Annotated in this window: 21 protein-coding genes; 6 read left to right on the top strand and 15 right to left on the bottom strand. The window is 45.3% G+C overall.

Going from position 1 to position 24,499, the window contains the following annotated elements; all coding sequences use genetic code 11:
• Positions 1-132 precede the first annotated feature (132 nt).
• On the bottom strand, positions 133-873 hold the full coding sequence (locus tag MKY23_RS09060; protein ID WP_339837358.1) for a hypothetical protein: 741 nt from the start codon (positions 871-873) through the stop codon (positions 133-135).
• The gene (locus MKY23_RS09055; protein ID WP_339837356.1) at positions 870-3,599 is read right to left on the bottom strand and encodes a hypothetical protein; all 2,730 of its coding nucleotides are present in this window, start codon (positions 3,597-3,599) and stop codon (positions 870-872) included. The genes MKY23_RS09060 and MKY23_RS09055 overlap by 4 nt, the downstream gene beginning before the upstream one ends.
• Positions 3,600-3,845: 246 nt before the next feature.
• On the opposite strand from MKY23_RS09055, the gene MKY23_RS09050 reads away from it, so the two are divergent.
• Positions 3,846-4,445 (top strand): hypothetical protein, encoded by a 600-nt coding sequence (locus tag MKY23_RS09050; RefSeq protein ID WP_339837353.1) that lies wholly within the window; start codon positions 3,846-3,848, stop codon positions 4,443-4,445.
• A gap of 100 nt (positions 4,446-4,545) precedes the next feature.
• Here the strand turns inward: MKY23_RS09050 and MKY23_RS09045 are convergent, their stop codons facing one another.
• On the bottom strand, positions 4,546-4,932 hold the full coding sequence (locus MKY23_RS09045) for a DUF423 domain-containing protein (protein ID WP_339837350.1): 387 nt from the start codon (positions 4,930-4,932) through the stop codon (positions 4,546-4,548).
• A 184-nt stretch (positions 4,933-5,116) separates the two neighbouring features.
• On the opposite strand from MKY23_RS09045, the gene MKY23_RS09040 reads away from it, so the two are divergent.
• Both MKY23_RS09040 and MKY23_RS09035 read left to right on the top strand, forming a co-directional pair.
• Entirely contained in the window at positions 5,117-5,536 is a 420-nt protein-coding gene (locus MKY23_RS09040; protein ID WP_339837347.1) for a hypothetical protein, read from the top strand.
• A 111-nt stretch (positions 5,537-5,647) separates the two neighbouring features.
• A complete protein-coding gene (locus tag MKY23_RS09035; protein ID WP_154983031.1) occupies positions 5,648-6,496 on the top strand; it encodes a DegV family protein in 849 nt (282 codons plus the stop codon).
• 160 nt (positions 6,497-6,656) lie between these two features.
• Here the strand turns inward: MKY23_RS09035 and pdaA are convergent, their stop codons facing one another.
• Complete coding sequence (gene pdaA, locus MKY23_RS09030; protein WP_090920015.1) at positions 6,657-7,436, bottom strand: delta-lactam-biosynthetic de-N-acetylase; 780 nt, start codon at positions 7,434-7,436, stop codon at positions 6,657-6,659.
• Positions 7,437-7,535: 99 nt separating this feature from the next.
• A complete protein-coding gene (locus tag MKY23_RS09025; RefSeq protein WP_090920012.1) occupies positions 7,536-7,943 on the bottom strand; it encodes a hypothetical protein in 408 nt (135 codons plus the stop codon).
• A gap of 148 nt (positions 7,944-8,091) precedes the next feature.
• Here MKY23_RS09025 and cysC point away from each other — a divergent pair, with 148 nt between their 5' ends.
• Positions 8,092-8,730 carry an adenylyl-sulfate kinase gene (gene cysC / locus MKY23_RS09020; protein ID WP_090920009.1) on the top strand — a complete coding sequence of 213 codons (639 nt, stop codon included), beginning with the start codon at positions 8,092-8,094 and terminating at the stop codon, positions 8,728-8,730.
• Positions 8,731-8,853: 123 nt separating this feature from the next.
• Here cysC and MKY23_RS09015 read toward each other — a convergent pair whose 3' ends face one another.
• From MKY23_RS09015 to MKY23_RS08975, 9 genes are all read right to left on the bottom strand, one after another.
• A complete protein-coding gene (locus MKY23_RS09015; protein ID WP_339837341.1) occupies positions 8,854-10,674 on the bottom strand; it encodes an ABC transporter ATP-binding protein in 1,821 nt (606 codons plus the stop codon).
• Positions 10,671-11,867 carry a nucleotidyltransferase family protein gene (locus MKY23_RS09010; protein ID WP_339837338.1) on the bottom strand — a complete coding sequence of 399 codons (1,197 nt, stop codon included), beginning with the start codon at positions 11,865-11,867 and terminating at the stop codon, positions 10,671-10,673. The genes MKY23_RS09015 and MKY23_RS09010 overlap by 4 nt, the downstream gene beginning before the upstream one ends.
• A complete protein-coding gene (locus tag MKY23_RS09005; RefSeq protein ID WP_154958222.1) occupies positions 11,857-12,339 on the bottom strand; it encodes a lasso peptide biosynthesis B2 protein in 483 nt (160 codons plus the stop codon). The genes MKY23_RS09010 and MKY23_RS09005 overlap by 11 nt, the downstream gene beginning before the upstream one ends.
• Positions 12,340-12,343: 4 nt before the next feature.
• Complete coding sequence (locus MKY23_RS09000; RefSeq protein ID WP_090919998.1) at positions 12,344-12,643, bottom strand: lasso peptide biosynthesis PqqD family chaperone; 300 nt, start codon at positions 12,641-12,643, stop codon at positions 12,344-12,346.
• Positions 12,640-13,587, bottom strand: a complete 948-nt coding sequence (locus MKY23_RS08995) for an aldolase (RefSeq protein WP_253495839.1) — start codon at positions 13,585-13,587, stop codon at positions 12,640-12,642. Before MKY23_RS08995 ends, MKY23_RS09000 begins: the two co-directional genes overlap by 4 nt.
• Before the next feature lie 135 nt (positions 13,588-13,722).
• The gene (locus MKY23_RS08990) at positions 13,723-13,860 is read right to left on the bottom strand and encodes a paeninodin family lasso peptide (protein WP_123065008.1); all 138 of its coding nucleotides are present in this window, start codon (positions 13,858-13,860) and stop codon (positions 13,723-13,725) included.
• A gap of 41 nt (positions 13,861-13,901) precedes the next feature.
• Complete coding sequence (locus MKY23_RS08985) at positions 13,902-15,833, bottom strand: asparagine synthase-related protein (protein ID WP_154983027.1); 1,932 nt, start codon at positions 15,831-15,833, stop codon at positions 13,902-13,904.
• A complete protein-coding gene (locus MKY23_RS08980) occupies positions 15,830-17,098 on the bottom strand; it encodes a sulfotransferase (protein ID WP_154983026.1) in 1,269 nt (422 codons plus the stop codon). The genes MKY23_RS08985 and MKY23_RS08980 overlap by 4 nt, the downstream gene beginning before the upstream one ends.
• Positions 17,099-17,455: 357 nt before the next feature.
• A complete protein-coding gene (locus tag MKY23_RS08975; RefSeq protein WP_261764434.1) occupies positions 17,456-18,796 on the bottom strand; it encodes an MFS transporter in 1,341 nt (446 codons plus the stop codon).
• A 257-nt stretch (positions 18,797-19,053) separates the two neighbouring features.
• Between MKY23_RS08975 and yhbH the strand changes: the two genes are divergently transcribed.
• Complete coding sequence (gene yhbH / locus MKY23_RS08970; protein WP_090919982.1) at positions 19,054-20,220, top strand: sporulation protein YhbH; 1,167 nt, start codon at positions 19,054-19,056, stop codon at positions 20,218-20,220.
• Entirely contained in the window at positions 20,217-21,653 is a 1,437-nt protein-coding gene (locus MKY23_RS08965; protein WP_154886817.1) for a SpoVR family protein, read from the top strand. Before yhbH ends, MKY23_RS08965 begins: the two co-directional genes overlap by 4 nt.
• A gap of 87 nt (positions 21,654-21,740) precedes the next feature.
• Here MKY23_RS08965 and MKY23_RS08960 read toward each other — a convergent pair whose 3' ends face one another.
• Positions 21,741-24,227, bottom strand: coding sequence for a bifunctional diguanylate cyclase/phosphodiesterase (locus tag MKY23_RS08960; RefSeq protein WP_154958228.1), 2,487 nt, complete (start codon positions 24,225-24,227; stop codon positions 21,741-21,743).
• Positions 24,228-24,499 lie beyond the last annotated feature (272 nt).

Below are 24,499 nucleotides of genomic sequence, written 5' to 3'. Positions count from 1 at the left end.
CAGCACCTATCATTAAAGAAATTTTTAATCCATGGATGGAATCCTTGCTGCATATGACTAAAACGAAGTTTTCTAATAAGAAGTTTATAAAAAAACGATATCCCCCTCAGTAATCTGTTCACAACTAGAGTTTTATTTACCAAGCTTCTTTTTACAATTTTTACAGTATTTCAGACGATTAGATTTGGCTAATACACGTTTCCCACAGACACTGCAGTCTTTAACTGTTTCTCCTGTCCAACGCAAATATTCCAGAATAAAATCATCAAAACGTGTTAAACCAATAGCAATTGCATCCTCTGGATGAGCAAACAGTACCTGAACACTCGTCGAATCGAAACGTCTACTTTCTTTCAATAGACCTGAATGAATTAGTTTGTAAACCAGTAAACCCTGATCCTTTTTACTTACAGCCATTCCTGTATCGCTATAGATTTCACTCCAAGCATGATTAATCCAATACAAATTATTTTCATGGATTTGATTATTAATTTTACTGTAGACCAACAATACAAAGGCTAACTTTTCCAGTCGCTTACTGCGAAGCTCTCTAATTTGATTTAGTTCCTTGTGAGTTATCGATACATGTTCAATTTCAATTAAGCTTTTCTTTCCTCTCTCTTCTCTTGTTTTGATATATCTAGTTGCTTGGTGAATTATCCGGTAAAAAAACGATTCCCAATGTACAGTATTGTAATTGGGGTACGACTTTGCCATAAATTCGTGTAAAACATTATACGTATCACTCTTGCTTTTTCCTTCTTCAAGACATAATTTAGCTATACACACCAATGTTTTCGTCGGCTTTTTATCCATCTTTCCATATTCGAGTGCTTCTTCTGCGTGCTGTCGTTCGTTCAGAATCATCTTCATGAAGTAACCTCACTCACTTCAACAGACGTCATCCTAAAGGTCTTGCCCGCATATTCGAATTCCCCCGTCGCCTTCGCCACAACTGGATAATGGATGACCTGCCTGTTGCGATGCAACAGATTGCGAATGATCTGCTCACCGGATACGTCCCACACAAATTGTTTGGATTGATCTGCTCGGCGATAACACATATCCACAATCATGTTACAGAGATCTTCTTCGTTGTTACAAATCTCGAATGCCTGCTCCTTGAAACGTGAAACAAAAACCTGCCACCTCGCGGATCGTTCTTCCTTGTTCACCTTGCTCTTGCGAGAGTGGGTCATGTAGTTTCGAAGTTCCTCATTGTGCCTCTGATACAACTTCTGTATCTCCTTGTACCGTGTTTGCGAGTATTTTTTGGAAGTTTTCAGAATATCATGATCAAAACCATTTTCGGCGTTTCGGAACTTGATTTCATCCAACTGCTTCTCTACGCGTCTGCATAAACGATTCATGACAGAAGGAGCCACAGATACGGGCATTCTCTGTTCGTATTGTTGCAAGAACTGTACCATTTCAGCAGAGCCGCCTTGCTCTTGGGTGGCTGTTAACTCCTCCACTGTCATCCCAAACCGTTGCAAGCATTTCTGATTGGTTTTGTCGATATAGGTGTTATATTCCTTCTTTTGCTCTGGATCATTGTAGATGAAAAAATAAGGCTTTTTATCCGCCACCAGTTTCAACGCATTCTCATCCTGTACAGCAACGCGGATATCATACCAGTGTTTAGGCATAGGTTTACATTCAATCCCTTTGGCCTGATCAATGGCATTCTGCTGATAATGCTGGCCGCATTGTATCCTGTACATCATCTCCTTATATTCAGGGGTATCCTGCTCATAGCTAGCTAAAACATCAAACATCGATGTAATCTTGTTGGTCGTAAAACCGATCAGATCGCCAAAACTGTCTTTGTTCGCCTGAATGAGGTCACTCTCCTTCGGAATTTTTTTGGTTGATGTTTTTTGTACGCACACAATGGCCTCTAACTCTTGGATTGCACCAAGGATCGTCGCATTATCGGTAGTCAAGACCTGATCGCTATCCATATCTGCACCATTGAGAGAATAAGTTGTTGTATCCCAAGAATTTAATATCGTCACTGTGTTCATATACCGGTACCAATGTTGCATCTCTTCGGTATCGCTGAAACGAAGTATTTTAATATTGTTATGACAGGTCATCGGAGCTCTGAAACAGGCGACTTGAGGGACTTGTCTTTCATTCCAGTATTGGGAATAAAACTTATCCGACTGTAACAAGCCCGTCAAAGGCAGACCAAACATACTCTGACATAACGTATACGGATCTCCAGAAATAATGCTGAAATTTCCTTTAACACGTAAAACTCCAATCTTAGCTTCATTCATTCGTTTTCGAATGAGGTTATGGATTTTGTGTTTTACAAATGGATCGTCCATTAATCCGGATTCAACCATCAGACCTTTAATATAATCATCTGGACTATACAGGTAATCTCGCTCTTGAATATGGATACCTTTCAGAAATAAAAGTGCTTTGCGATAATCTTGTCCAAGTACGTCTTGGATGGTACTTATTGTCGGAGAGATCAGCTCATCAATTTCGTTGTCACTGAGCTGTAGCGACTGTATGAACTGATAGTTCAGATGTCGTTCATCCTCTAATTGTTCCGGTGTTACTTTGGTTACGCTGAAGGTGTATCCGTGATAACCACAACATAACAAATAGTCATTTATACCGCTGTATGCTTGCCAAAGCTTCAGCATAGACGTTGTTATAATCAGATCCACTTCACGTATATCTACAGACTCGCCCCAGGCATCCACGACCATGTAATGACCCGCGACCCGATCGGCAAATTCATGATAATCAAATGTAAACACCATACCTTTGCAGAAACTGTTACGAATACAGAAACCACTCGAAATATAGGCATGACCAAGTTCTTCGGCCCATAACTTGCTAAGAGCGGGTGAGATCAAACCGAATCCATCACTCATATTCAATTGTATGGGGTGATCGTTTTTCTTTTCTACCTGAGGATATTCCGTCCTGGAGTCATCAATCTGAATAATGTCTGCACGAAATTCTGTGACACAGTCAGGTATAACCAGCACTCGCTCTGGATGAGAGACTGGAGTACTGGTGCTACAAGCCAGAGCTTTGTAAGCCTCCAATTTGGCCGGGACCAACTCCATATCCGGGTTTCTTCCATTATTCAATCTCCGTTCCAGTGGCAAGTGAATGTCCTCGCTTACGTAGATGACGGTTGAACTTTTGGCCCCTCCAGTAGTAGCCATCAAACGTTTGTACTTTGTACCGTTTAGACTAAATCCTTTGGAAGAGTTTAAGCGATCATAGTCCTTATTCGTTTCAATGACGACGAGCAGATAATCAGGAACAAATTTGAGTTTATTCTGTGCCTCATGCAGTTTTTTGAGCATTCGTTTATGCTGAACTGTCGTCTTCAAGGCTTTGACGCGTCGGAGTTCATGTTGAATCTCTATCCACTGCTCTTCCATTCTTTTCTGTGAACGCAACTGATCAATGAATCGAAACACCTGATGGTTTCCAATTGCTGCTAGTTCTCCGTTTATCGAGGCGTTATGGTACGTTAAATTCAGATGATAATTCGCTTTGCGGATTCGTGACGAAGTGACCTTATATACGTATCTCAATCGATTCTGATATGAAATGTTCATGCCCTATTCCCCCTGCTTCTTCCTGTCCTGATTACTAAATTATAGTTGTAGGTCAGGTTCATGAAGCCTGCAAAAGGTTTGATCACGGGATGAAAAAAGAAGAATATATGAGGAAAACAAAGGATCATTCTGAGTTCTAAAATTAACCGATTTCTAAGTCTTTGGTACTATGATTTCCATCATATTAGTGCTATAGTATATTAGAGTACATACGTGCTTACACATTATTTAACGGGGCTGGGATGAATGAAACAAACCTTATCCAATCAAGATGACGTCGGCTATTTATTTAATGTCGATATACTTATTAAGAGCCGTTCAAATGCATTGGCACTGCAGTCCCTGATCGAGTTCATAAACAAAGAAGAACAAATTGCGGACTTTCGGATTCACTCCGGAATTGTGCTTGGTCAAATCATTGAAGCTATGACTCAGGCTAAAACAGGTTCTACTGACTCTAATCAGAATTTCCTTGATTCACCAAAATTTTCCAACGCACAGTTAAACTCCAACAAGTCAGACCATATCGTTGATTCGGTTTCGTCCAAATCACAACCACAAGAACCAGTTGCCAAGGAATCAAATTCAAAAGTTGACAAGAAAAAGTCTACTGCAGACACTTCCCATGTCGCTGATTCGAATTCGTTCGATGCCTGGATTGAATCCTTAATTAAAGAAAATCGCCTCACCCGAATTGTCGTAAACAACAAACATGGTAAGCATCAAAGCATTCCTTGTCGAATACTTAATTTTGATCGGGATAACAATGTGGTTAGCATTTATCATGTGGATGAAAAACAAGTTTACACATTCAGAACAAACGAAATAGATGAGTTCTTGCTGTAACCTTAATGATTCAAACAAAAAAAGCAACCTGATCTGGAATGCGGTAAACATTCGGGCACAGGTTGCTTTTTTTATACGATTATTCTTGTAACAAAGACTGCTACAGACTGGTCTTGCCCCGTTGCCAGACATCCATTGCAAACAGCAGCCAGCCAACAATAAAAGCTACGCCACCGATCGGTGTGACCGCTCCTAAAATTTTGATACCCGAGATGCTAAGTACATAGAGGCTTCCTGAAAAAATGATGATACCCGCGAACAGCAAACGCGCTGCCCATTTCAGCTTCGTTGATGCTCCTAGCTGTCCAGCAGTTAATCCTACAATTAGCAAAGCAAGCGCATGAATCATGTGGTATTGTACCCCTGTTTCGTAGGTAGCAATTGCACTTGCACCAATTTTGTCCTTAAGCATATGTGCACCGAATGCACCAATAGCCACCGACAGCATCGTTAATATGGCTCCAAGCATCATCCATCTCCGTTGCATATCCACTCTCTCCCTTGATTCGTTTCGAACGCCATTACTCCATATATTGTAGCGAATTCAAGCTCTAAAGTAAAAGAAATGCCTTATGCATATCTAATCTAGAATCGCTGGACACTATACAGGGTAATAAACATTCAGTATCCTGTACAAATCATGATATCTTTTAAGGAGGTAGCGTGCCCTAATGAATAATTACAATGCACCAAACTCAGATGACTATACACTCCCGCCAGAATCAGGAGAAATCAACGCAATACCTCTCAAACATTCAGGGCCGGGGATCGCAAGTTTTGTTGTTGGACTGGTTGGTTTTCTAGGGCATCTCGTAACATTTGTGTTGATGTCTCTTGTACTGAATAACTCCTTTGAACTCATCGGATCGTCAATCAGCCGGGAAGAACTCGCTATTCATCCGGCATTCGTTCTAGGTTCTTTGGCTTTTCTTGTCTGCCTGGTTTTTAATCTCATCGGCCTCATTCTTGGGATTATTGGATTAGCGCTCCAAAATCGCAAGAAAGTCTTTGCCGTTATTGGCACGATTCTGAGTGGACTACTTATTTTGTTTTTCACAGTGCTTGTACTTGGCGGTATATACTTGACGTAATGCTTTCCTTGAGAGCCCCGGTTCTTTATAATTAAGCTAGGTGGCTTAACCTTTGCCCCGTTATACTTAACATATGAATGACCAAATATTTGAATTCAAAAGGAGATTGACATGCCACGAATTAAAATTTTTGCGGACAGCACCAGTGATCTGGCTCCGGAGTGGATCCAGCAGTACGAAATCGGCATCATTCCTTTGTATGTGGTGTTTGGTGAAGAATCCCTGAAGGACGGACAAGAGATCAAACCAGAGCAATTGTACGAACGCGTAAGTCGCCATGGTTCTCTGCCCAAAACAGCAGCACCTTCACCCGCTGATTTCATGACCGCATTTCAACCTTACATAGAACAAGGCGAAGATATTTTTTACATCTCCTTATCTTCTGAGCTTTCTTCAACCTATCAGAACGCTCTGCTCGCCAGTTCTGAATTTCCAGAGGGGCGCATCTCTGTAGTGGATTCCAAAAATCTCTCCTCTGGCATCGGCTTGATGGTAATGAAAGCTGTTCATGCAGCAGAACAAGGAAAAACGCTGGCCGAGATTACGCAACAGATTGAAGCCATGAAACCAACGGTGCGTACAGAGTTTGTTATTGATACTCTGGAGTACTTGTATAAAGGCGGACGCTGCTCCGGTATGCAAAATCTGATTGGCAGCTTACTTAAAATTCGTCCCGTTATTCGCGTAACCGATGGTAAAATGTCTCCCGCCTACAAAGTACGCGGTAAACGAGAAAAGGCGCTGGAACAGATGCTTCAAAACACACTCAACAATAAAGAACAGATTGATCGGGATTTAGTGATTGTTGTTCATACTATGGCTGAGGAAGATGCGTTAAACCTGAAAAAGACGCTGCAGGAGCAAACCGGAGCACGCGTAGAATTAACTACGGCAGGTTGCGTCGTTTGCAGTCATTGCGGACCCAAAACGACCGGCATAATCTATAACACGATTCATTAGGACGAATGGTAACAACAAATAAAGGGCATGCTCAGCAGATTGCTAGGCATGTCCTTTATTTGGTTGGGGATGACAACTAAATAAGCTTATTTTCTTTGATACCCAGACCTCAACTAAAACTAACTTAATCCATGCTCGTCTTGCCCGCTTGATTTGATCGTTAATAGGTTCTGGTCTTCAGATCGTCCAGACTTTTGAATGCATAACCTTGCTTGCGTGCCTCATCAATGATTGCTCCAAGTGCCTCCGTATTGTCTTTCGAAACGGAATGTAGCAAGATGACAGCCCCCGGATGAAGCTGTTTCAGCACCTGTTGATGAGCATACTGTGCACCACGCTGTACATTCGTGTCCCAATCCTTATAGGCTACAGACCAAAACACATTGACATATCCCTGAGCATAACTCTCAGCAAGTGTACGATTGTTGAAAATACCGCGAGGTGGCCGCAAAAATGTAGCCTGTTGCCCCGTGAGACGGTGCACTTCAGATTTCACTTTTTCCAGTTCCTCTTTAATTTGTGTATTGGAAATTCGAGTCATGTCCGGATGACTCCAGGAATGGTTCCCGACAATGTGCCCTTCGGCAGCCATTCGTTTGACAAGATCCGGCTGATCCTTCAAATAATGTCCTGTAACAAAGAAAGCTGCCGGCACCTTCTTCGCTCGCAACACATCCAGTATTGCAGGTGTGAACCCATTCTCATACCCATTATCAAAAGTCAGATACAGTTCCTTTTGTTTGGTATCCCCCAAAAAAATGGCATGATTATGCTCCAAAATAGACTTGAAACCTTCCTGATCAATGGAAGGCAGTTCGCCATTCTGACTTTTTTTAAAGCCAAAGTGGTACGCTCCATTAATGGGAGATGCTTCTGCCTGCGATGCCAGCATGCTAATGGTGAACAAGCCGAGCAGCAGATATAGCACCGTTCGCTTCATGTTATCCGCTCCTGTCCCTGAAATTTCAGTTTGTTTAATGGTCACAAACACCTTCAGGTAATATGCCGCAAGAGCGTCTATATTATGTAATCATTAGCGTTATATCCGTTTATTCTCGCGTGAGGACTGCGTTGGTTGATGGAAAAGCTCAAGTAAAGTCTGAGGTTTACCACTGGTAGCCAGCCAATCTTTTACCGTCTGGATTGCACGAGTCTGACCGTCCCCTTGATCCCTCCAGGTTAGAAGCTCTATCACTTTGATGATGAGTGCTGACATGTTATGATTGTCCTTTTCAGAGCGTTCTGCACGTAATTTATGATATAGAGCCTCCTGCTCCCAATCCAGCAAAATTTCATCTCCGATCGTCGGTTTCATGAGTGTATAAGCCCGATTGCAGCCTTCGCAGCGAACTGTGTTCACTTGTTGCTGCACAAAATAGGTGTTCACTTCCTGCCCGCAATCAGGGCATATGAACCCTACCTGAATATTTTGAATGTTGTCACTCATGATCTTGTCCTCCTGCTCTCTGTGTATAACATCTATACCCGATATACAGACGGTTCACGCTTCTTTGACGGATAATTTTCATGGTCTATAATCTAGCAAATATGTTAAAATATTATACATAGGATTAGTTGAAAAGAGGTGGGATAACATGTCGAAGGAAGATCGTCATATTACTTGGCAAGCATCGAGTCTAAATCGACAGGATCGGGAGAATAACAACGGTCATCGCAGTCGCACGATATGGTTTACAGGTTTATCCGGAGCGGGCAAATCCTCCATTGCCTTTGCACTGGAGAGAACCCTGCATGAACAAGGTGTTCGCTGTTATGTGCTTGATGGTGATAATGTACGGCATGGATTGAATCGGGATCTCGGTTTCACCGCTGCAGATCGGCAGGAAAACCTGCGTCGCATCGGAGAAGTAAGCAAGTTGATGGTAGATGCGGGACTGCTTGTGCTTTCGGCATTTATTTCCCCCCACGCACAGGATCGGGAGATGGTCAGGCAGCTGTTTGAACCGGAGGATTTCATCGAGGTTTATGTTCGTTGTTCTATTGAAGAATGTGAACGGCGTGATCCCAAGGGACTCTACAAAAAAGCTCGCAAAGGTGAAATCCCTCATTTTACTGGTATATCTGCTCCCTACGATATCCCAACCTCTCCTTCATTCGTCATTGATACCGAACAATGCAACATTGAGGAAGCTGTCCAAGAAATTGTACAACATCTGCAACGAATCGGTGCCTTACATCTTCCTGTACAGACCAACTCATCCCTGACTTATTAATTCAATTCAAGAAAATAATAAAGATATGAAAGGCGTCCCTCTGCGGCACGCCTTTTTACATTCTATTTCTTTCTAGTAACACCCGCTTCTCTTTAATTCGTTAATAAGAATACAATTTATGGTTTACTGTACAGCAGCACCAGCTTGCATATGAAGCAGTTTGCTGAAAGTGCCTGACGAATCCATAGATAATTGCTGATATCCGCCTTCTTGGATGACCCGCCCTTCTTCCAAAACAATGACACGGTCTGCGGTTCGGATCGTGGAGAGTCGATGTGCAATGACGATAATTGTGACATGTCCCTTCAATCGTTCGATCGCTTCATGGATATGCTGTTCATTTTCACTGTCCAGTGCACTTGTGGCTTCATCCAGTACCAGTACAGAAGGGTTACGAAGCATGGTCCGAGCCAGTACAAGACGCTGACGCTCTCCACCGGACAGGCGTATGCCACGATCACCTATAATGGTATCCAGACCTTGCGGAAGCTTGCGAACGAATGAAGCGGAAGAAGAAAATTGGAGTGCCCGCCACATCTGTTCTTCACTTGCATCCGGATCAACCAGACGTAAGTTCTCACGAATGCTGGTATGGAACAAAAAAGGATCTTGTGAGACATACCCGATCGAACTTCTCCAGTTCAATAACTGTTCCTCAGTCAAGGGTTTTCCATCAATCAGGATACGACCACTCTCAGGCTTCACCAGACCCATGATCAGATCAACAAATGTACTTTTACCAGCCCCCGACTTCCCAACAATAGCAGTCATACCTTGAGCAGGAATGTATGCTTGCACATTCTTTAATGCATACGTGTCACTTCCCTCATAACGGTAATCCACATCCTCACACACGATGCTTTTTACCAGATCGATTGGAGCAATAGGCTGGGAAGCAGAAATACCTGTCTCTTTCCTCGATTCACGGATCTCACAGTTCTTCTCCGTTTGATCCTTCAACTCTCTCACGATCCGAAATGCCGGCAACATTGAACTGATGTACTCCAGATTAGACTGAATCGCTGTAAACCTTGGCCATAATCGTGAAAAAATCAAAATAATTAATAACAGGTTGGCTGGTGGCACCGACATCACCTGTAAAGAAAGGTAAATAAACGCCGCAATGATTATCGCCGCTGACACCCGATGAATGAGCTGTGTACCTGTATTTAACTGACTAAACTGCACCACATTACGTTCAATTTGGCTGCATATGCGATCAAACCAGCGGATATGCGAACTTTCCAGCATATTGCTCTTAATATCCTTAATTCCGTTGAAATGCTCCGTGATCCCGTAGTAGTAGCTCTGCGAGAATTCGGAAGTCTGATCTCCAATCTGTTTGGCACGCCTAACAAACTTTCTTAGTAATACAAATAACAACAAACCACTGACAAGTACAAGCGTTGTGAGCTTTGCGGATAACCAGAAAGCCAGCCCAATCTGAATCGCTGTAAAAATCAGCGAGGCTGCCATCTGCAGGACTAGACTTGTTCCCTGACTTACCCTGGCAAGTTCTGTGGTTAATATATGGTTGAAATCGGATTTTCGTTTTTGGAGAAAAAAAGACCACCGTGCCCGAAGTAGTGCACTGTAGGTTTCCAGGCGCAGCGTTCGTATGAATTGCTGCTGAATACGGGTATTGCGAATCGTCTGAAGACGCTGCATCCATGCCTGTCCTGAGAGGATAAATACAAAAGCCAGTAAAACAAGTAGCAATTGACCATTTTCCGAGAATCGGTGGAGTAGCTCCGTTAACCAGGGGATATGTATACCAGAAGAGCCCATCTCAAAAACACCAATTAAACTTAACATAGGAACAAGCATGTAGATGCCGATTCCTTCCATTAAACCAATCAAGATCATAGCTAGCAGATTCCAATATAAAATAGGCCCAGAAATATGATGCAGTTTTCGCATGAAATAATTTAACTCGGCGATCATACCTTTCCCCTCTCTGCCATCGTGCTTTTTTTGAAGCGCCGCCAGAACCAGAGAAATGGACGTAACGGAAAATACAGAAAAAACAGAGAACGTGGTAGCGGGAATTGATGCACATCCCAAGTACTTGGATATAACCGCTCAATAAAGAAAAACCATTTTTGCCTCGTACTACGAAGAGAGAATAAATAAGTTGAATAGTTGTGTAGCTCTTCTGGACTGTCTAACATTTCGTTCATAAACAGCGCGCCTTCTCTCGCCAGTCGCTTTCCCATACGCTCACGCGTAGCCATAATCGATAAATACGGATCGCCCAGCGGGGTATGCAACAGATCCGAAACGAGATGTAATGTCTGGGAACCGATGGCTAGACGTCCTTCTGCTTTCAAACGACGCTCTACCTTTTTCATATCGAGCGGCATCGAACGAATCATCTGATCGATATCCAGTAACCACCGCAGTCTGAACCAACCGTGTCTTGCACCATGCGTCACTAAATAAACCCATAAATCCTCTCTTTCAAGCATACGTACAGGTGTCTGGGTGTACGAACTGAATCGGCTTCGTTTCCACAACAGTTCAAACTCCGTTTCCCGGCCAGAATCAGGGTTAAGCCGCCAATGGATCTCCACTTGAGTACGTTTGACCGGATGAACATAACAGATATGATGCTCCCGCCACTTCCAGCTACGAACAGTAAGCGCCCTTTCCCCTTCTTTGCACTGGTAACCAAGGTTGACAAGAATACGCCCAGCTTCCTCCACATTCTGAACTGGAATTAAAATATCCAGGTCTTTCGAAGTCCGCATGGACACATCTCCGTACAAATCATGAGCCAGAGCAGGCCCTTTCAGTGTAATCGTGCGAATGCCACGCTCCCGAAATGCGCCACACACTTGCTCCATCTCGGCTGTTAAATGTAACATACGGAAAGTATTAATCGTATACTGCTGTTTCAAACTCCCTAAAACTGCTTCGGGAATAAACCGCAGATCCAGCATTTTTAATTTCATATAAATAACAGAATACAGACGATGATGGACCACAAGTTGTAAAAAAAGTGGCCAATCCATCTCGTGCAGTCGGTCCTTGATCTCCTCGGAAGTCAGATCTGCCAGATCATCTCTAAGCAGGCTCAAGATTAGCTTGAGCTCCTTCGGAAACCCTGTGGAATACAGTTCAGTTTCATGCGTCATAGACAATCTCTCCAGATCCCTTCTCAGGACATCGTTTGCCAAACACGCCGACGACCGTATATTGATCCATCGTATCTGCTCCAGTTACGATCAGTTTTCCACTTCGTAGCCAGGCGTGTGCCATCAGTTGTCCTTGCTTATTCCTTGCGGTACCCATATATAATGTACTCGCGATATTACGCCGTTCCAGCATTTTCATTGCAGCTATCGCCATAACAAGACATTGGCTTTCCCAAAACGTATATTTACTAGCAATCATAACGGCTTTCGATATGTTTCTTATTTCCGCCACTTGAGTCCGATTCAATCCAGTAACAGGTGTTTCGATCATAGGTGTACCAAGCCTCGGAGCAATTTTGGCAAACGGCCTTGTCTTTTGCACTCTAGCCCATCCTAGCAGGATATAAGCTTCCCATACCAAACGCCTTATCGTACCTGGAAGCGAGAAATAGGACTTCACTTTACGAAACATGTTCCTACACTCCGCGCGAAATGTTGATTAAACCTTCACGTGAGAGGTGTTCCAAAAAAGCCACAACCTGATCACGGCATTGTTCTGCCTGAATGTCATATTCTGTAGCAAGCGTCTCAATCAATTCATTCAGCGTTCTCTCTTCTGCAATCAGTTCCCAGATTCGTCCGCCTGTACTTCCCAGATTGTAATATTTCCCGGAACTGATGCTCATCATCACCTTTTCGCCACCCATATCACTGACCAAGTTGCCATCCTTCTGGATTACGACGTCATTCGCATCGATAGGTGTAATTGCTGTCATATTTCTATCTGCACTCCTTTGCGTATATGATTAATGATCCGATCCACCATTTCAAATGCTGTAAAATGGTGCCCCGTTCTGCTAATTCTGTTAATCTCCACACTGGCTGAAAGTCTTGAAGCTGTTTCAAACAACCATTGAGCGAGTCCTTGGCGATTCACCAGTCCACCGCGAAAGGTATGAGAGCAGAGCAAGTGCAGACGTTCCAGACCACTTACCTCCTGCAAATACACAGAACCAGATTCCTGGTCCGGCTCAGGTACAAGTTCGTAGATTCCCCCAAGTGGAACAGCCCTCTCGTGAAAATAGTGCTGAACCGGTATGGCGTATTTCGTAATTTCAGCATGCACCGTTGCATAATCCTGCTGCTTCATTCCGAAGCCTTCCAGACTAGGCTGCCATAATTTCTGCTGGGGATATCCGGGGGATACGATCGCTCTGCCTCCAGCATCCCAGGTCAAGGCAACCACATCATCGGTGAGAAGAGGATATCCGCGTGAGGCCAGTGCCGCTGACAAGGTAGACTTTCCCGCGCCAGAATGCCCAACGAACGCGTAGGCCCAACCATCAATCACAACTGCGCTTCCGTGCAGAGGAAGAATACCACGCTGCATCATAATCACGGACATGCATGTCCCGAGGATAAACAGCCTGACTTTTTTCGGATCGGCACCAGATACTTGAGAGACAACGATTCGTTTGCCATGCTCCATGAAAAAAAGACCCGTATCTTCGATTCTGAAAAAAAGACAACCGTCTCGCGCCACAAAGTTGTCGCTACCAACATCCCATTTCTCCCATAACCCTGCCAGATCAAAAGACTCGATCTGTACATCAGCGACATCCTGCTGCGTTTCAGCAGTCAGAGTTGCGCGCTGCAACTCAGGCATCGGAATCTGACTCAACCAGCGTAAACCATAAGCTTCATAGTACAAAGGCAACAATAAAGGCGCCTCCTTCATTTATAGATATGAAAAAAGCCCTGATATTCACAAGCTCAATATTAGGGCGGAGGCGAAAAAGCTGGATTGGTTGCATTTCCGCCCTTTAAGTATGAACTAGCTGGGGAAACTACAAAATTAGGACGTTGGATCGTACATGTCGGCATCGTGAACAGTGATCCAGTCGATTTGTCTGTATCCTACCCCTGCCATCGTTTCATTCACATCCAACACTTCAAGAACGGGTGCTTGCCATTCCTTTTTTTCGTTTTGCATCGTTTTCACCTCCTTTCAAGAGCGTATACGTTTGCCTTGGATCAAAACTTCTGAATAAAGCGGTATACAATTAAACTGTGCATCATCAAACGCAAATCCGGATGGGATGCCAGTTCGGGCCTGGGACTTGGAAAATTAGCCAGAGCTGATTTAATCCGATCCGTGTTTAATATGCCGGCAACCTGACTGTCAGAACACAAGGTTTGCAGTTCCGAGGTAAACGTCTGCCAGTCAGGCAAAATACGGTGTAGCCAGTCCGCAGGCTGTACGCCCCGTACACGCTGATTAAGCCTCACTTTGTCCGGCAATTCCGGTGATGTAGCTCGGCGAATGAGGGAACGATCCGTTCCCTGTCTTACATATTGCTCAATCGGTACGGAGAGACAAAATCGGATCACTCTTGGATCACTTGTGGGATCGCGTTCCCATGCGCGGTAACGAAGGGAACATTTGGTGGCGACGGCCCCATTTTTATTTGCAATCGCTAGATTGTTGAACTTGTCGGCTCGCACCTGTAGTGCATCGGCTCGGGCTCCGCCCTGGAGTACAAGGATGGATTTAAGTCGCTCCAGCACGCCTGTTCTCCGGGCCAAATCTGGATGAATCAGCTGTGCTCCTGCAGGCTGAGCTGTCCCCTTGTTATTTCCTTTGAACCAGTCTGGGAACGCTTTACGGCCTGTAATACGGGCGATGCGTGAGAATGCCATCCCTGTTCGTTCGCTGTACTGTTGCATCTCACGGAACCAGCGGAAATATCGGCCACTTTTCAGTAGACTAGCGTAATAATCAAGTGCAGGTCCCCATGAGATCGTAAAATTGCCACGTGCGCCTGTCAGCAAAATACCGGCATCCTGCTCACTCGCTTTTTCATAAAATCCACGGATCCAGAATGAATTTTCAAAGTATTTATAAGGCATCTCCATCATGTTCAGCCACGTATCCACTTCACTGAGCGGACTGCGTCCTTCAAAATCGAGATAGTTCTCCGAGATATTGCCTACGTGATTAATGGTGGAACGAATAAATGGTCGCTCGTCTGCTAGTAACGTTTTCGATGTGTAATCCGTAAAATCCGGAACAGGCACGTAGCTATAAGCTTGTAGCTGCTTCCCCTGACTCCGGAGCGTTCCGGAAGCAAAACCCGCAACAGCTCCTGAATCCAGTCCACCACTTAATGCCGCTGCAACCTGTCTATGCGTTCGTAAGCGCGAACCTACGGCTTGGCTAAACACCTCACGAAAAGCTTCTACATAGTCTTCATCCGATTTGAGTCGAAGCGGTTCGACATCATCCCAGCGATGATATTGCCTGAGTTCGATCCTCCCGTTTCGAAACGTCAGCGTATGCGCAGAGGGCAACTGGTTCACTCCGCGATACACCGTGGAATGAATATCAGCCGAATCGTGCATATCAGGGATGGCCAGAAATTCGGATAGCCAGTTTTCGTCAAGTGCCTTCTGCACCCCTCCAAGCTCAAGCAATGGCTTCATTAACGTACAGAAGGCAAATCGCGAACCGTCATGTCGGTAATAAAATGCCCGCATGCCCGTAATATCCCTCGCAGCAAACAACATGCGGCGGCGTTCATCCCAGATCGCAAATACAAAGTCCCCTAGTAGATGACCAGCTACATCTTCTCCAAAGCGCTGGTATGCACGGAGAATCAGTTCGCTGTCCGCCAGTCCAGCCAGCTCTGCTCGTGAAATCTGCAACTGATCGGCCAGTTGCTCACGGTTATCCAAAATGGCATCTGAAGTAATGGTCAATTGACTTTCTTCATCATAGAGAGGTAATTTCTCGTTTACGGACTCCAGCGTAATCCACTGAGCATGGCAACTAAGAAACGCTTCATCCCCTTTCCATACCCCCGTTGTATCTGCCGGGATATGTCCAAGACTTGCGTAGAGCCGCCAGCTGTCCTCCCATAGTGCTTGCTGACCTTCTGTATGTACGATTCCGGCTATGGCGCTCATGACTTTCCTCCCCGAACGATCTTGCGCTGGGATGCCCATGCGCTAATTCGATGACCAAATGGTATCCATGATTTGATTCGCTGCAATTTGCTATGGGCAGCATGTAGCTGTTTCTTCAATCGTTCCCGCTCCGTATACCCACGTTCCAGCCGCTGATCCGCTGCGCGAAGAGCTGCCTGCAATTGTCTGATCGTGGCCATAGCGGCTAGTGACGTGTCAATCTTGGCGCTTTCCTTCTCCTCACTGCCGCTGTGGATCGGAGACCGATCCTTGGCTCCATTCATCGGCGCATCCATGCGGTAATTTGGCTGCCAACGACACTCCGTTGCGAGTACTAGCTGTTGCTTGAGCCGCTCCAATACCTCCGTATCCGGCTCTGCCTGAAACTGGACTCCCGTCCAATCTTCAGCTTCTTGTAGCTGTTCACTGTACCCCATCCGGTGGAACAGGTTCGCACCGAGTACACGGCAATACAGTTCAACTTCTTGCCGCTCGAGTATGTTTTTCCAGTTGTTAACAGAATCTTGATGTGCCTCCTGATGTGAAGAGAGGAAGGGGTCCCCGACGCCCATACTATAGAACATGTCAGATTTCGTACTATCCACAAACTGACCATATCGCTCCATGCCTTGTTCATAAGTAATGCCTAGAAAAGCACATAACTTCTCCAGTTCTTCCTGAGGTTTCATAACGAGCTGTTCATATTTTAATTCGTAGGCCAAAGGATGAGCCTCTGCAAAATAATTATTCAATCGAGTTAGACCAAGTGTCAGGTCTACGGCTTTCATATTGAGTTTTGAATGATTCAGACTCTGAATCAGATCAAAACCTTCGCCGGTATGGCGATTTACTTTTTTAAAGGATGCCGCTACAGAAAGGGGGTTACGCTGAAGATGAATGCGTCTGGACTGCGGAAACAATCGATCCAGCCATTCAAGCATATAATAATAACGCGGAGATTTATCAACGATGAAGTCTGCTCCGCTCCCTTCCAGAAATCCATTATATATTTCAAGAGCAAAGCTTCTGCACGCCTTTTCGAAAATATCTTCGGACACCATCGCTTGATAAAATTGACGGATGATGGAACTGCCACCGTAAGCGCGAGAGTCGGCTTTGGACAAATCGACGAGATTCATCAGAAACCACATCTCCTGCGTGGCAAATATGCGACTATGATTTTGCAGCATAACGGTAGATAACGAACTGCCACTGCGGGGAATGCATAATAAAAAGACAAGTCCGTTTCCTTGCGTATCTATCAATGGCAGCCTCTCCTCTGTAAATTTATAAAATTATGCCGTGGGATCGGATCGACCGGATGATCATTACCTTGGAAATGACAGGGAATTTCGACACTCTAAGATACAATATGTATTTATACCTTTACTCTATGATACAAAATGTATCATGTCAATCTTTTATTTTCACCTTTTCATAATTTATTCACTTGCCAATGATCTAAGTACGCAACAATGCAAAAAAGCCTCCAGTTCCTGTTATGAGATAAACAGAATCCGGAGACCGAGATAATCAATAACCGATACGACACAATGACCATATCCATCTTATCTAAACCAAGCTGACCTAATCTAACCTAACCAATTGAAACCAGACTAAACTTATCCGGTAAAGGTAACATCCTTCCCTTTTCCAGCCATACCTAGGCCTTGCATACGTTCCAACTCTTCCTGGTCGGCTGACTGAGCATCCTGCATTCCTTTCTGTACCTTCACGGTTAATAATACCGCAATGCCTGCTACAAAAAAGAAGATCAGTGACAGAATGCCCCAGCGGGTAGAACCTGTAATCTGTCCCACGTAACCAAATACAAATGGTCCAAAGATCGAAGCGAACTTCCCTGTAATGTTAACAAATCCAAAATACTCACCCGTTCGTGCAGCCGGCATCAGATTGCTAAACAAGGAACGTGCCGTCGATTGACTAATCCCTTGCACAACGCCAACCAACCCTGCGAGCACATAAAAGTGCAGAGCTTGGGTCATAAAGTAGCCAAGTATAACGATACAAATATAAATACTTAAACTTACCAATAACACCTGCTTTGCTCCCCACCGCTGCGCCCAAGCACCTAGAAGCAGTGTACACGGGAAACCGATGAATTGCGTAATTAGTAGCGCCAACATCAAATCCGATGTACCAATGCCAATGCTTGTTCCATAGATTGTGGCCATCAGAATAATGGTATTAATCCCGTCATTGAAAAACCAGAATGCGACCAACATCCGAAGCAACTGCGGAAAACGCCGGATCTGACCGAAGGTTTGCCGTAATCTGCGTACGCCAACCTTTGCATAACCTTTTACGGATGCAGGCAACTCAGGCGAGGCTGGCCTTCTAGGTGCATAGCGGAAGATGGGAAGGGAGAACAGTAGCCACCACATCGAAACTGAAATGAATGCAAGTCGCGTACCTGCAAGTGTACTCGGCATGCCGAACCAGCCCGGTTGCTGAATCATTAACAGATTGATTGCAAGCAGTAACCCCCCGCCGATATAACCATAGGCATAACCTTTGGAGGACACCATGTCTCTTCGTTCTACAGGAACTAAATCCGGTAACATGGCATCATAGAATGTATTCCCCCCGGCAAAACCAATCGTAGACAACACGAGCAGGGTAGACGCAAGCAACCAGTCTCCTTCTCCGATCACGCTGAATCCCAGCGTTGACACAATTCCTGTTATCGCGAAAACTCGCAGGAAGTCCCCTTTTCGTCCCGATAGATCAGCCAGTGTTCCTAGCAGCGGAGTTAACAGCGCCACACACAACATTCCAATAGAGTGTGTATAAGCAAGGTAAGAAGCTGCCGTATCCTTATCCAATGTTGCCGCAGCAACAGAAGCATAGAATACAGGTAGCACCGCCGCAAGCACGGTTGTAGCATAAGCCGAATTGGCCCAGTCATACGTAATCCAGGCTTTTACTGCACGTTTATCCACACTTAATCCTTCCTTTACATGCATCAGGGCTCGATGCTCAGAATCAGACCTTTTTCTCTATTGTAAAGGAAAGATATCACATATGATCATGATTTTTGTAAAATTTAAACATGTACCTCGCTCCAGCCTATCCTAAGGCAATTGCAGCGTATTTCATTCATTTTAGTTGAGATCGCATCACATATCGTCCCCGCCCGTGAATATACTTAATTACCGACAGGCCAAACTGTGCCGCGTAATCAATGGGGGGTGCCTACATGTCAAATTCACACCAGCCTTACTCGTTCGTCGTATCCCGGGAAGATTGGTCGCTTCACCGCAAAGGGTACCAGGACCAGCAGCGCCATCAGCAAAAGGTGAAAGATGTCATTAAGCAGAATCTGCCCGATCTGATCACCGAAGAAAATATTATCATGTCCGATGGACAACAAATCATCAAGGTACCCATTCGCAGTCTGGATGAGTACCGTTTCGTGTATAACTACCAAAAGCAAAAACATGTCGGTCAGGGGGACGGTGACAGTCAGGTTGGCGATGTCATTGGCCGTGATCCTGCGTCCCAGAAGCCGGGCAAGGGCGAGAAAGCTGGCGATCAACCAGGTCATGACATAGTGGAAGCTGAGGTCAGCATTGAGGAATTGGAAGATATTCTTTTTGCCGAACTGGAATTGCCGGATCTGAAACAAAAGGATAAAGATTTGATCGAGACACATACCGTGGTCTTCAACGATATTCGCAAAAAAGGCATGCAGTCTAACATCGATAAGAAACGAACCATACTGGAGAACCTGCGCCGCAATGCAACCACGGGCAATCCGGGCATTCATCACATCAGTCCGGATGATCTCCGCTACAAGACGTGGGAAGACAAAATCATCCCTCAGTCCAACGCCGTCATCATCGCCATGATGGATACATCCGGGTCGATGGGATCATTTGAAAAATATTGTGCCCGCAGTTTTTTCTTCTGGATGACGCGTTTTCTTCGTCGTCAGTATGAGAAAGTCGAAATTGTGTTTCTGGCTCACCACACGGAAGCCAAAGAAGTGACCGAAGAGGAATTTTTCACTCGTGGCGAGAGCGGCGGTACGATCTGCTCCTCTGTATATATGAAGGCACTGGATATTATCGATAAACGTTACCCGCCTAACAGTTACAACATATACCCCTTCCATTTCTCGGATGGAGATAACCTGACCTCGGATAATGAGCGTTGTGTGAAGCTGATCGGGGAATTGATGAAGCGCAGCAACATGTTTGGTTACGGTGAAGTGAACCAATATAACCGCAGCAGTACACTCATGTCTGCTTACCGCCATATTAAGATGGATCAGTTTATGTATTACGTCATCAAGGAAAAAGGTGAAGTCTACAAAGCACTGCGCAGCTTTTTTCAAAAAAGAGAAGGAGGCAGCCTGGGATGACCGATGAAATCCGCGAACTGGAATACGCGATTGCTGAAATTATGGAGATTGCCGATGGATTCGGCCTCGACTATTACCCGATGCGCTACGAGATCTGCCCGTCGGATATCATCTACACCTTTGGTGCTTACGGCATGCCAACAAGGTTCAGCCACTGGAGCTTTGGCAAAACGTTTCACAAGATGAAAATGCAATATGATTTTGGCCTGAGCAAAATTTATGAACTCGTTATTAACTCCAACCCTTGCTACGCCTTTCTGCTGGATGGCAACTCTTTGATTCAGAATAAATTAATCGTCGCCCACGTGCTCGCACACTGCGACTTTTTCAAAAACAATGCCCGCTTCTCCAAATCCAACCGCAATATGGTCGAGAGTATGGCAGCTACGGCAGATCGGATCAGCAATTATGAGATGGAATATGGCACAGAGGCGGTTGAAGCCTTCATCGATGCGGTAATTGCCATTCAAGAACATGTGGACCCACAGCTCATTAAACCGCGGCACCTAGACAAACAGCGTTATATGGAGATGAAAATTCGCGAACAGCGTGGTGATAAAGCTCCTAAACCGGAAGGTCAATATGACGACCTGTGGTCGCTCGACAATCTGCAAACTGAGGAAAAGTCCACGGACAGTTTGCAGGTGCACCATTTTCCACCCGAACCGGAGAAGGATATTATGTGGTTTATTCAAGAGTTCTCCGAGGTGCTCACCGATTGGCAACGGGATATTATGAGTATGATGCGTGAGGAAATGCTCTATTTCTGGCCTCAGATGGAAACGAAAATCATGAACGAAGGCTGGGCTTCGTACTGGCATCAACGTATTATACGCGAACTCGATCTGAGCAGTGAGGATACCATCGAATTTGCCAAGCTGAATTCTTCCGTTGTGCAGCCGTCCAAGCAGAGTTTGAATCCATATTACCTGGGACTGAAAATCTTTGAAGATATCGAGCGGCGCTGGGATCATCCGACACGCGAGGAACAGGAACGTTGGGGACGTCAGCCTGGGCAAGGCCGGGCCAAAATGTTCGAAGTGCGCGAGTTCGACTCCGATACCTCGTTCATCCGTAACTACATGACCAAAAAGTTAACCGAGGACCTCGACCTCTACGTGTTTGAGAAAAAAGGACCCGACTGGAAAATTACCGACAAGTCTTGGGAAAACATCCGCGACCAGCTTGTATTTTCCCGCATTAACGGCGGCTCTCCGTATCTAGTCGTACAGGATGCAGACTATCTGCGTACAGGCGAACTCGTATTGAAACATCAGTATGAGGGCATCGAGTTGGATCTGAAATACATGGAGCGCACGCTTCCGTATCTGTACCGTCTCTGGGGACGCACAGTGCATGTAGAGACCCGTGTGGAAGATAAACCGATCTGGTTCACTTATGACGGCAAAAAGCACCATCGCAAGTTTTTATAGGCGGGAGTGACGAAGTTCGAATATATCATGAAAAACCAAAAAAGAGGCAAGTTCCAGATACTACTCAGGAACTTGCCTCTTGGCCGTTTATACCGAATGAAACACCGTGTTACGTTCCCCCAGCAAACGCAGGGGTACAAAGAAATTATTTTCCACTTCATTGGCGGGTAGTGGCCTGCTGAAGTAGTAACCCTGGATCTCCCGACAGTCATTTTGCATCAAAATATCGAGCTGGCCTTTGGTCTCGATCCCTTCTGCAATCACTTCCATCTTAAGATTCTGGGCCATCGAGATAATTGTGGCTACGATCGCTTGATCGCTATGGCTTTCGGTGATATCCGTGACAAACGAACGGTCGATCTTGAGTTTGTGGATCGGAAAATGCTTCAGATAACTCAGTGAACTGTATCCCGTGCCAAAGTCGTCCAGACTGATCTTCACACCCAGAGCGGATAGCTCGTTTAGAATCGCCGTGGATACCGCTGCATCCATCATCATGCTCTCTGTGATTTCCAGTTCCAGATATTTGGCTTCCAGACCTGTCTCAGTTAAAGCATTCTGCACCTGCTCCACCAGGTTGGACTGGTGAAACTGCTGGCTGGACAAGTTCACAGACACCGGGATGAGTGGCCCGCCGCTAGCGTGCCACAGCTTCATCTGTCTACAGGCTTCACGAATCGTCCAGTTACCAATATCGTAGATCATGCCGGTCTCCTCGGCCAGAGGGATAAATACATCGGGTGCAAGCAGCCCTTTAAGCGGGTGTTGCCAGCGAATCAGAGCCTCTACCCCGATCATTCGGCTGTCCAGCGTACGAATCTGCGGCTGATAGTACAGCACCATCTCATTACGCTCCAGTGCTTTCCTTAGATAACCTTCGAGCTCAATCCGTTCATATAGTTCAGAGTCGAGCTGAGCCGTATAGAACTGGTAACCGTTCTTGCCATTTTTCTTCACCTCATACATGGCGGAGTCGGCATGTTTAATCAAAGCATCCGTTCCAACCCCATGTTCAGGGTACATGGCAATACCGATACTGGCTGTAACGTAAAAATCATTTTCCTTCAAACGATAAGGTTGCTTAATCGCTTCCACAATTTCTTCTGCAAGTCGAACCACCTGTTTCTCATCCGCTTGTTCTCCTGTGACTACCATGGTAAACTCATCCCCGCCCATTCGGGCTAGCGTAACATTAGAGGTTGCCTGAGGATGAGAAGCTTCAATTACGGTTATAATCCGGTTGCTCACTTCTTTCAGAAACACATCCCCGATGGAGTGCCCCAGAGAGTCATTAATCATCTTAAACCGGTCTATGTCCATGACCATTACAGCAAACTTATGCTGTTTTTGTTGTTCACAGACATTTATCGTAGTAGCCAGCACTTCATCCAACTTGCGTCGGTTAGGCAACCCTGTAAGTGGATCATGCAGAGCCTGATGCCGAATATTTTGCTGTGCCTGGGTCTCTTCTGTAATATCTTTAATCAAGATATGGCTCCCAACATGGGTGTCATCAATGATGACTGGAATGACCGCAATACTCAGATCAAGGAGTTCATTTTGTGTATTTCTCATTTTGGCCATGTAATGCCGCTGTTGCAATTCCTGGTTGTCCCACGTGTGAGCGTTATCCTTACTCGAACACTGTACACTGATCTGCTCAATAATCTGGTTAATCGGGCGGTCAATCACCCTCTTTTCAGGATATCCAGTAATTGTAGTGACTACAGCGTTAATGCCTTTAATGATACCTTCGCGATCTACGGAAACGATGGCATCCGAATGATTATGGTACAGGGCATGATACCACTGTTCATTTTCATGAATACGTTGATCTTTCTGAATCATCCGTTGATTGATAAAATTACCGAATAACGTGAGACCAATGGCCACAATCGTTCCCGCCGCAATAAGGTAAGCAAGAACCTCCGACTCCACCTGTCTGCTCAGACTCTCAGGGATGACTTGCACTTGATGAAATTGAGCTGCTGCCATTCCGGTGTAGTGCATGCCTGTAATGGCCAAACCCATAATGAGTCCACTGCCTATTTTATAGACCCAATGATGTTTAGATTCCGGACGATTGAAAAAAAACATCAGCCACAGCGCTGCATAGGAAGCCAGTGCCGCGATCAGAACGGATAACACCACAAGGCCCGGCTTGTACGTAATCGGAATGGACATCGCTGCCATGCCCACATAATGCATAGAGGTGATGCCTGCAGTCAGCAACAATCCGGCAAACACAAGTTTGCTAATCCGGTTGGACGGGCGACCTGCAAATTCCAATGCTACCCCCGACGCGATAATAGCTAACAAAACGGACAAGATCACCTTATCCATGGAATAGGAAACGTGCGTAGGAAGCACAAAAGCGATCATGCCAACAAAGTGCATCGACCAGATACCCAGTCCCATAGAGATTGCCCCGCAAGCAACCCACCAGTGACGCGCCTTTCCACTCGTCAAAGATACACGGCCTGTAAGATCAAGTGCTGCATAAGAGGCTAACGACGCAATGAAATAGGATAAAATAACAAGTTGTAGATTGTACGTGCCATGTATGTGCTCCACTCACTCTGTCCTTTCAGCCGGGTAATGCTCATATGTATGTTAAATGTAAAAAAAGAAGCGAGTGCGCTGCCTGGGCGACAGGCACTCCCTCCGTAGCATTTGACTTTGCGACTAGCGACTTAGTCATAAACCGATTGGCATACAATGAAACCCGCTAATGATGAATGTTTATAGTCTAAACGTCCCAGCCCTGAAAATCAACACTTATTTCCAGAAGCACAGCGCATTTCACCCTAGTCACTCATTTGTTACACTTCATTAAACATCCTGAC

The organism is Paenibacillus sp. FSL R7-0272, from assembly GCF_037969905.1.
Lineage (GTDB): Bacteria > Bacillota > Bacilli > Paenibacillales > Paenibacillaceae > Paenibacillus > Paenibacillus polysaccharolyticus.
The sequence above is the reverse complement of the archived record's forward strand: the minus strand, read 5'-3'. Positions and strand labels throughout refer to the sequence as shown.

Coding starts and splice junctions, on each gene's coding strand:
- MKY23_RS09060 (WP_339837358.1), bottom strand. CDS start 873: ATGAAGATGATTCTGAACGAACGACAGCACGCAGAAGAAGCACTCGAA.
- MKY23_RS09055 (WP_339837356.1), bottom strand. CDS start 3,599: ATGAACATTTCATATCAGAATCGATTGAGATACGTATATAAGGTCACT.
- MKY23_RS09050 (WP_339837353.1), top strand. CDS start 3,846: ATGAAACAAACCTTATCCAATCAAGATGACGTCGGCTATTTATTTAAT.
- MKY23_RS09045 (WP_339837350.1), bottom strand. CDS start 4,932: ATGCAACGGAGATGGATGATGCTTGGAGCCATATTAACGATGCTGTCG.
- MKY23_RS09040 (WP_339837347.1), top strand. CDS start 5,117: ATGAATAATTACAATGCACCAAACTCAGATGACTATACACTCCCGCCA.
- MKY23_RS09035 (WP_154983031.1), top strand. CDS start 5,648: ATGCCACGAATTAAAATTTTTGCGGACAGCACCAGTGATCTGGCTCCG.
- pdaA (WP_090920015.1), bottom strand. CDS start 7,436: ATGAAGCGAACGGTGCTATATCTGCTGCTCGGCTTGTTCACCATTAGC.
- MKY23_RS09025 (WP_090920012.1), bottom strand. CDS start 7,943: ATGAGTGACAACATTCAAAATATTCAGGTAGGGTTCATATGCCCTGAT.
- cysC (WP_090920009.1), top strand. CDS start 8,092: ATGTCGAAGGAAGATCGTCATATTACTTGGCAAGCATCGAGTCTAAAT.
- MKY23_RS09015 (WP_339837341.1), bottom strand. CDS start 10,674: ATGATCGCCGAGTTAAATTATTTCATGCGAAAACTGCATCATATTTCT.
- MKY23_RS09010 (WP_339837338.1), bottom strand. CDS start 11,867: ATGACGCATGAAACTGAACTGTATTCCACAGGGTTTCCGAAGGAGCTC.
- MKY23_RS09005 (WP_154958222.1), bottom strand. CDS start 12,339: ATGTTTCGTAAAGTGAAGTCCTATTTCTCGCTTCCAGGTACGATAAGG.
- MKY23_RS09000 (WP_090919998.1), bottom strand. CDS start 12,643: ATGACAGCAATTACACCTATCGATGCGAATGACGTCGTAATCCAGAAG.
- MKY23_RS08990 (WP_123065008.1), bottom strand. CDS start 13,860: ATGCAAAACGAAAAAAAGGAATGGCAAGCACCCGTTCTTGAAGTGTTG.
- MKY23_RS08985 (WP_154983027.1), bottom strand. CDS start 15,833: ATGAGCGCCATAGCCGGAATCGTACATACAGAAGGTCAGCAAGCACTA.
- yhbH (WP_090919982.1), top strand. CDS start 19,054: ATGTCAAATTCACACCAGCCTTACTCGTTCGTCGTATCCCGGGAAGAT.
- MKY23_RS08965 (WP_154886817.1), top strand. CDS start 20,217: ATGACCGATGAAATCCGCGAACTGGAATACGCGATTGCTGAAATTATG.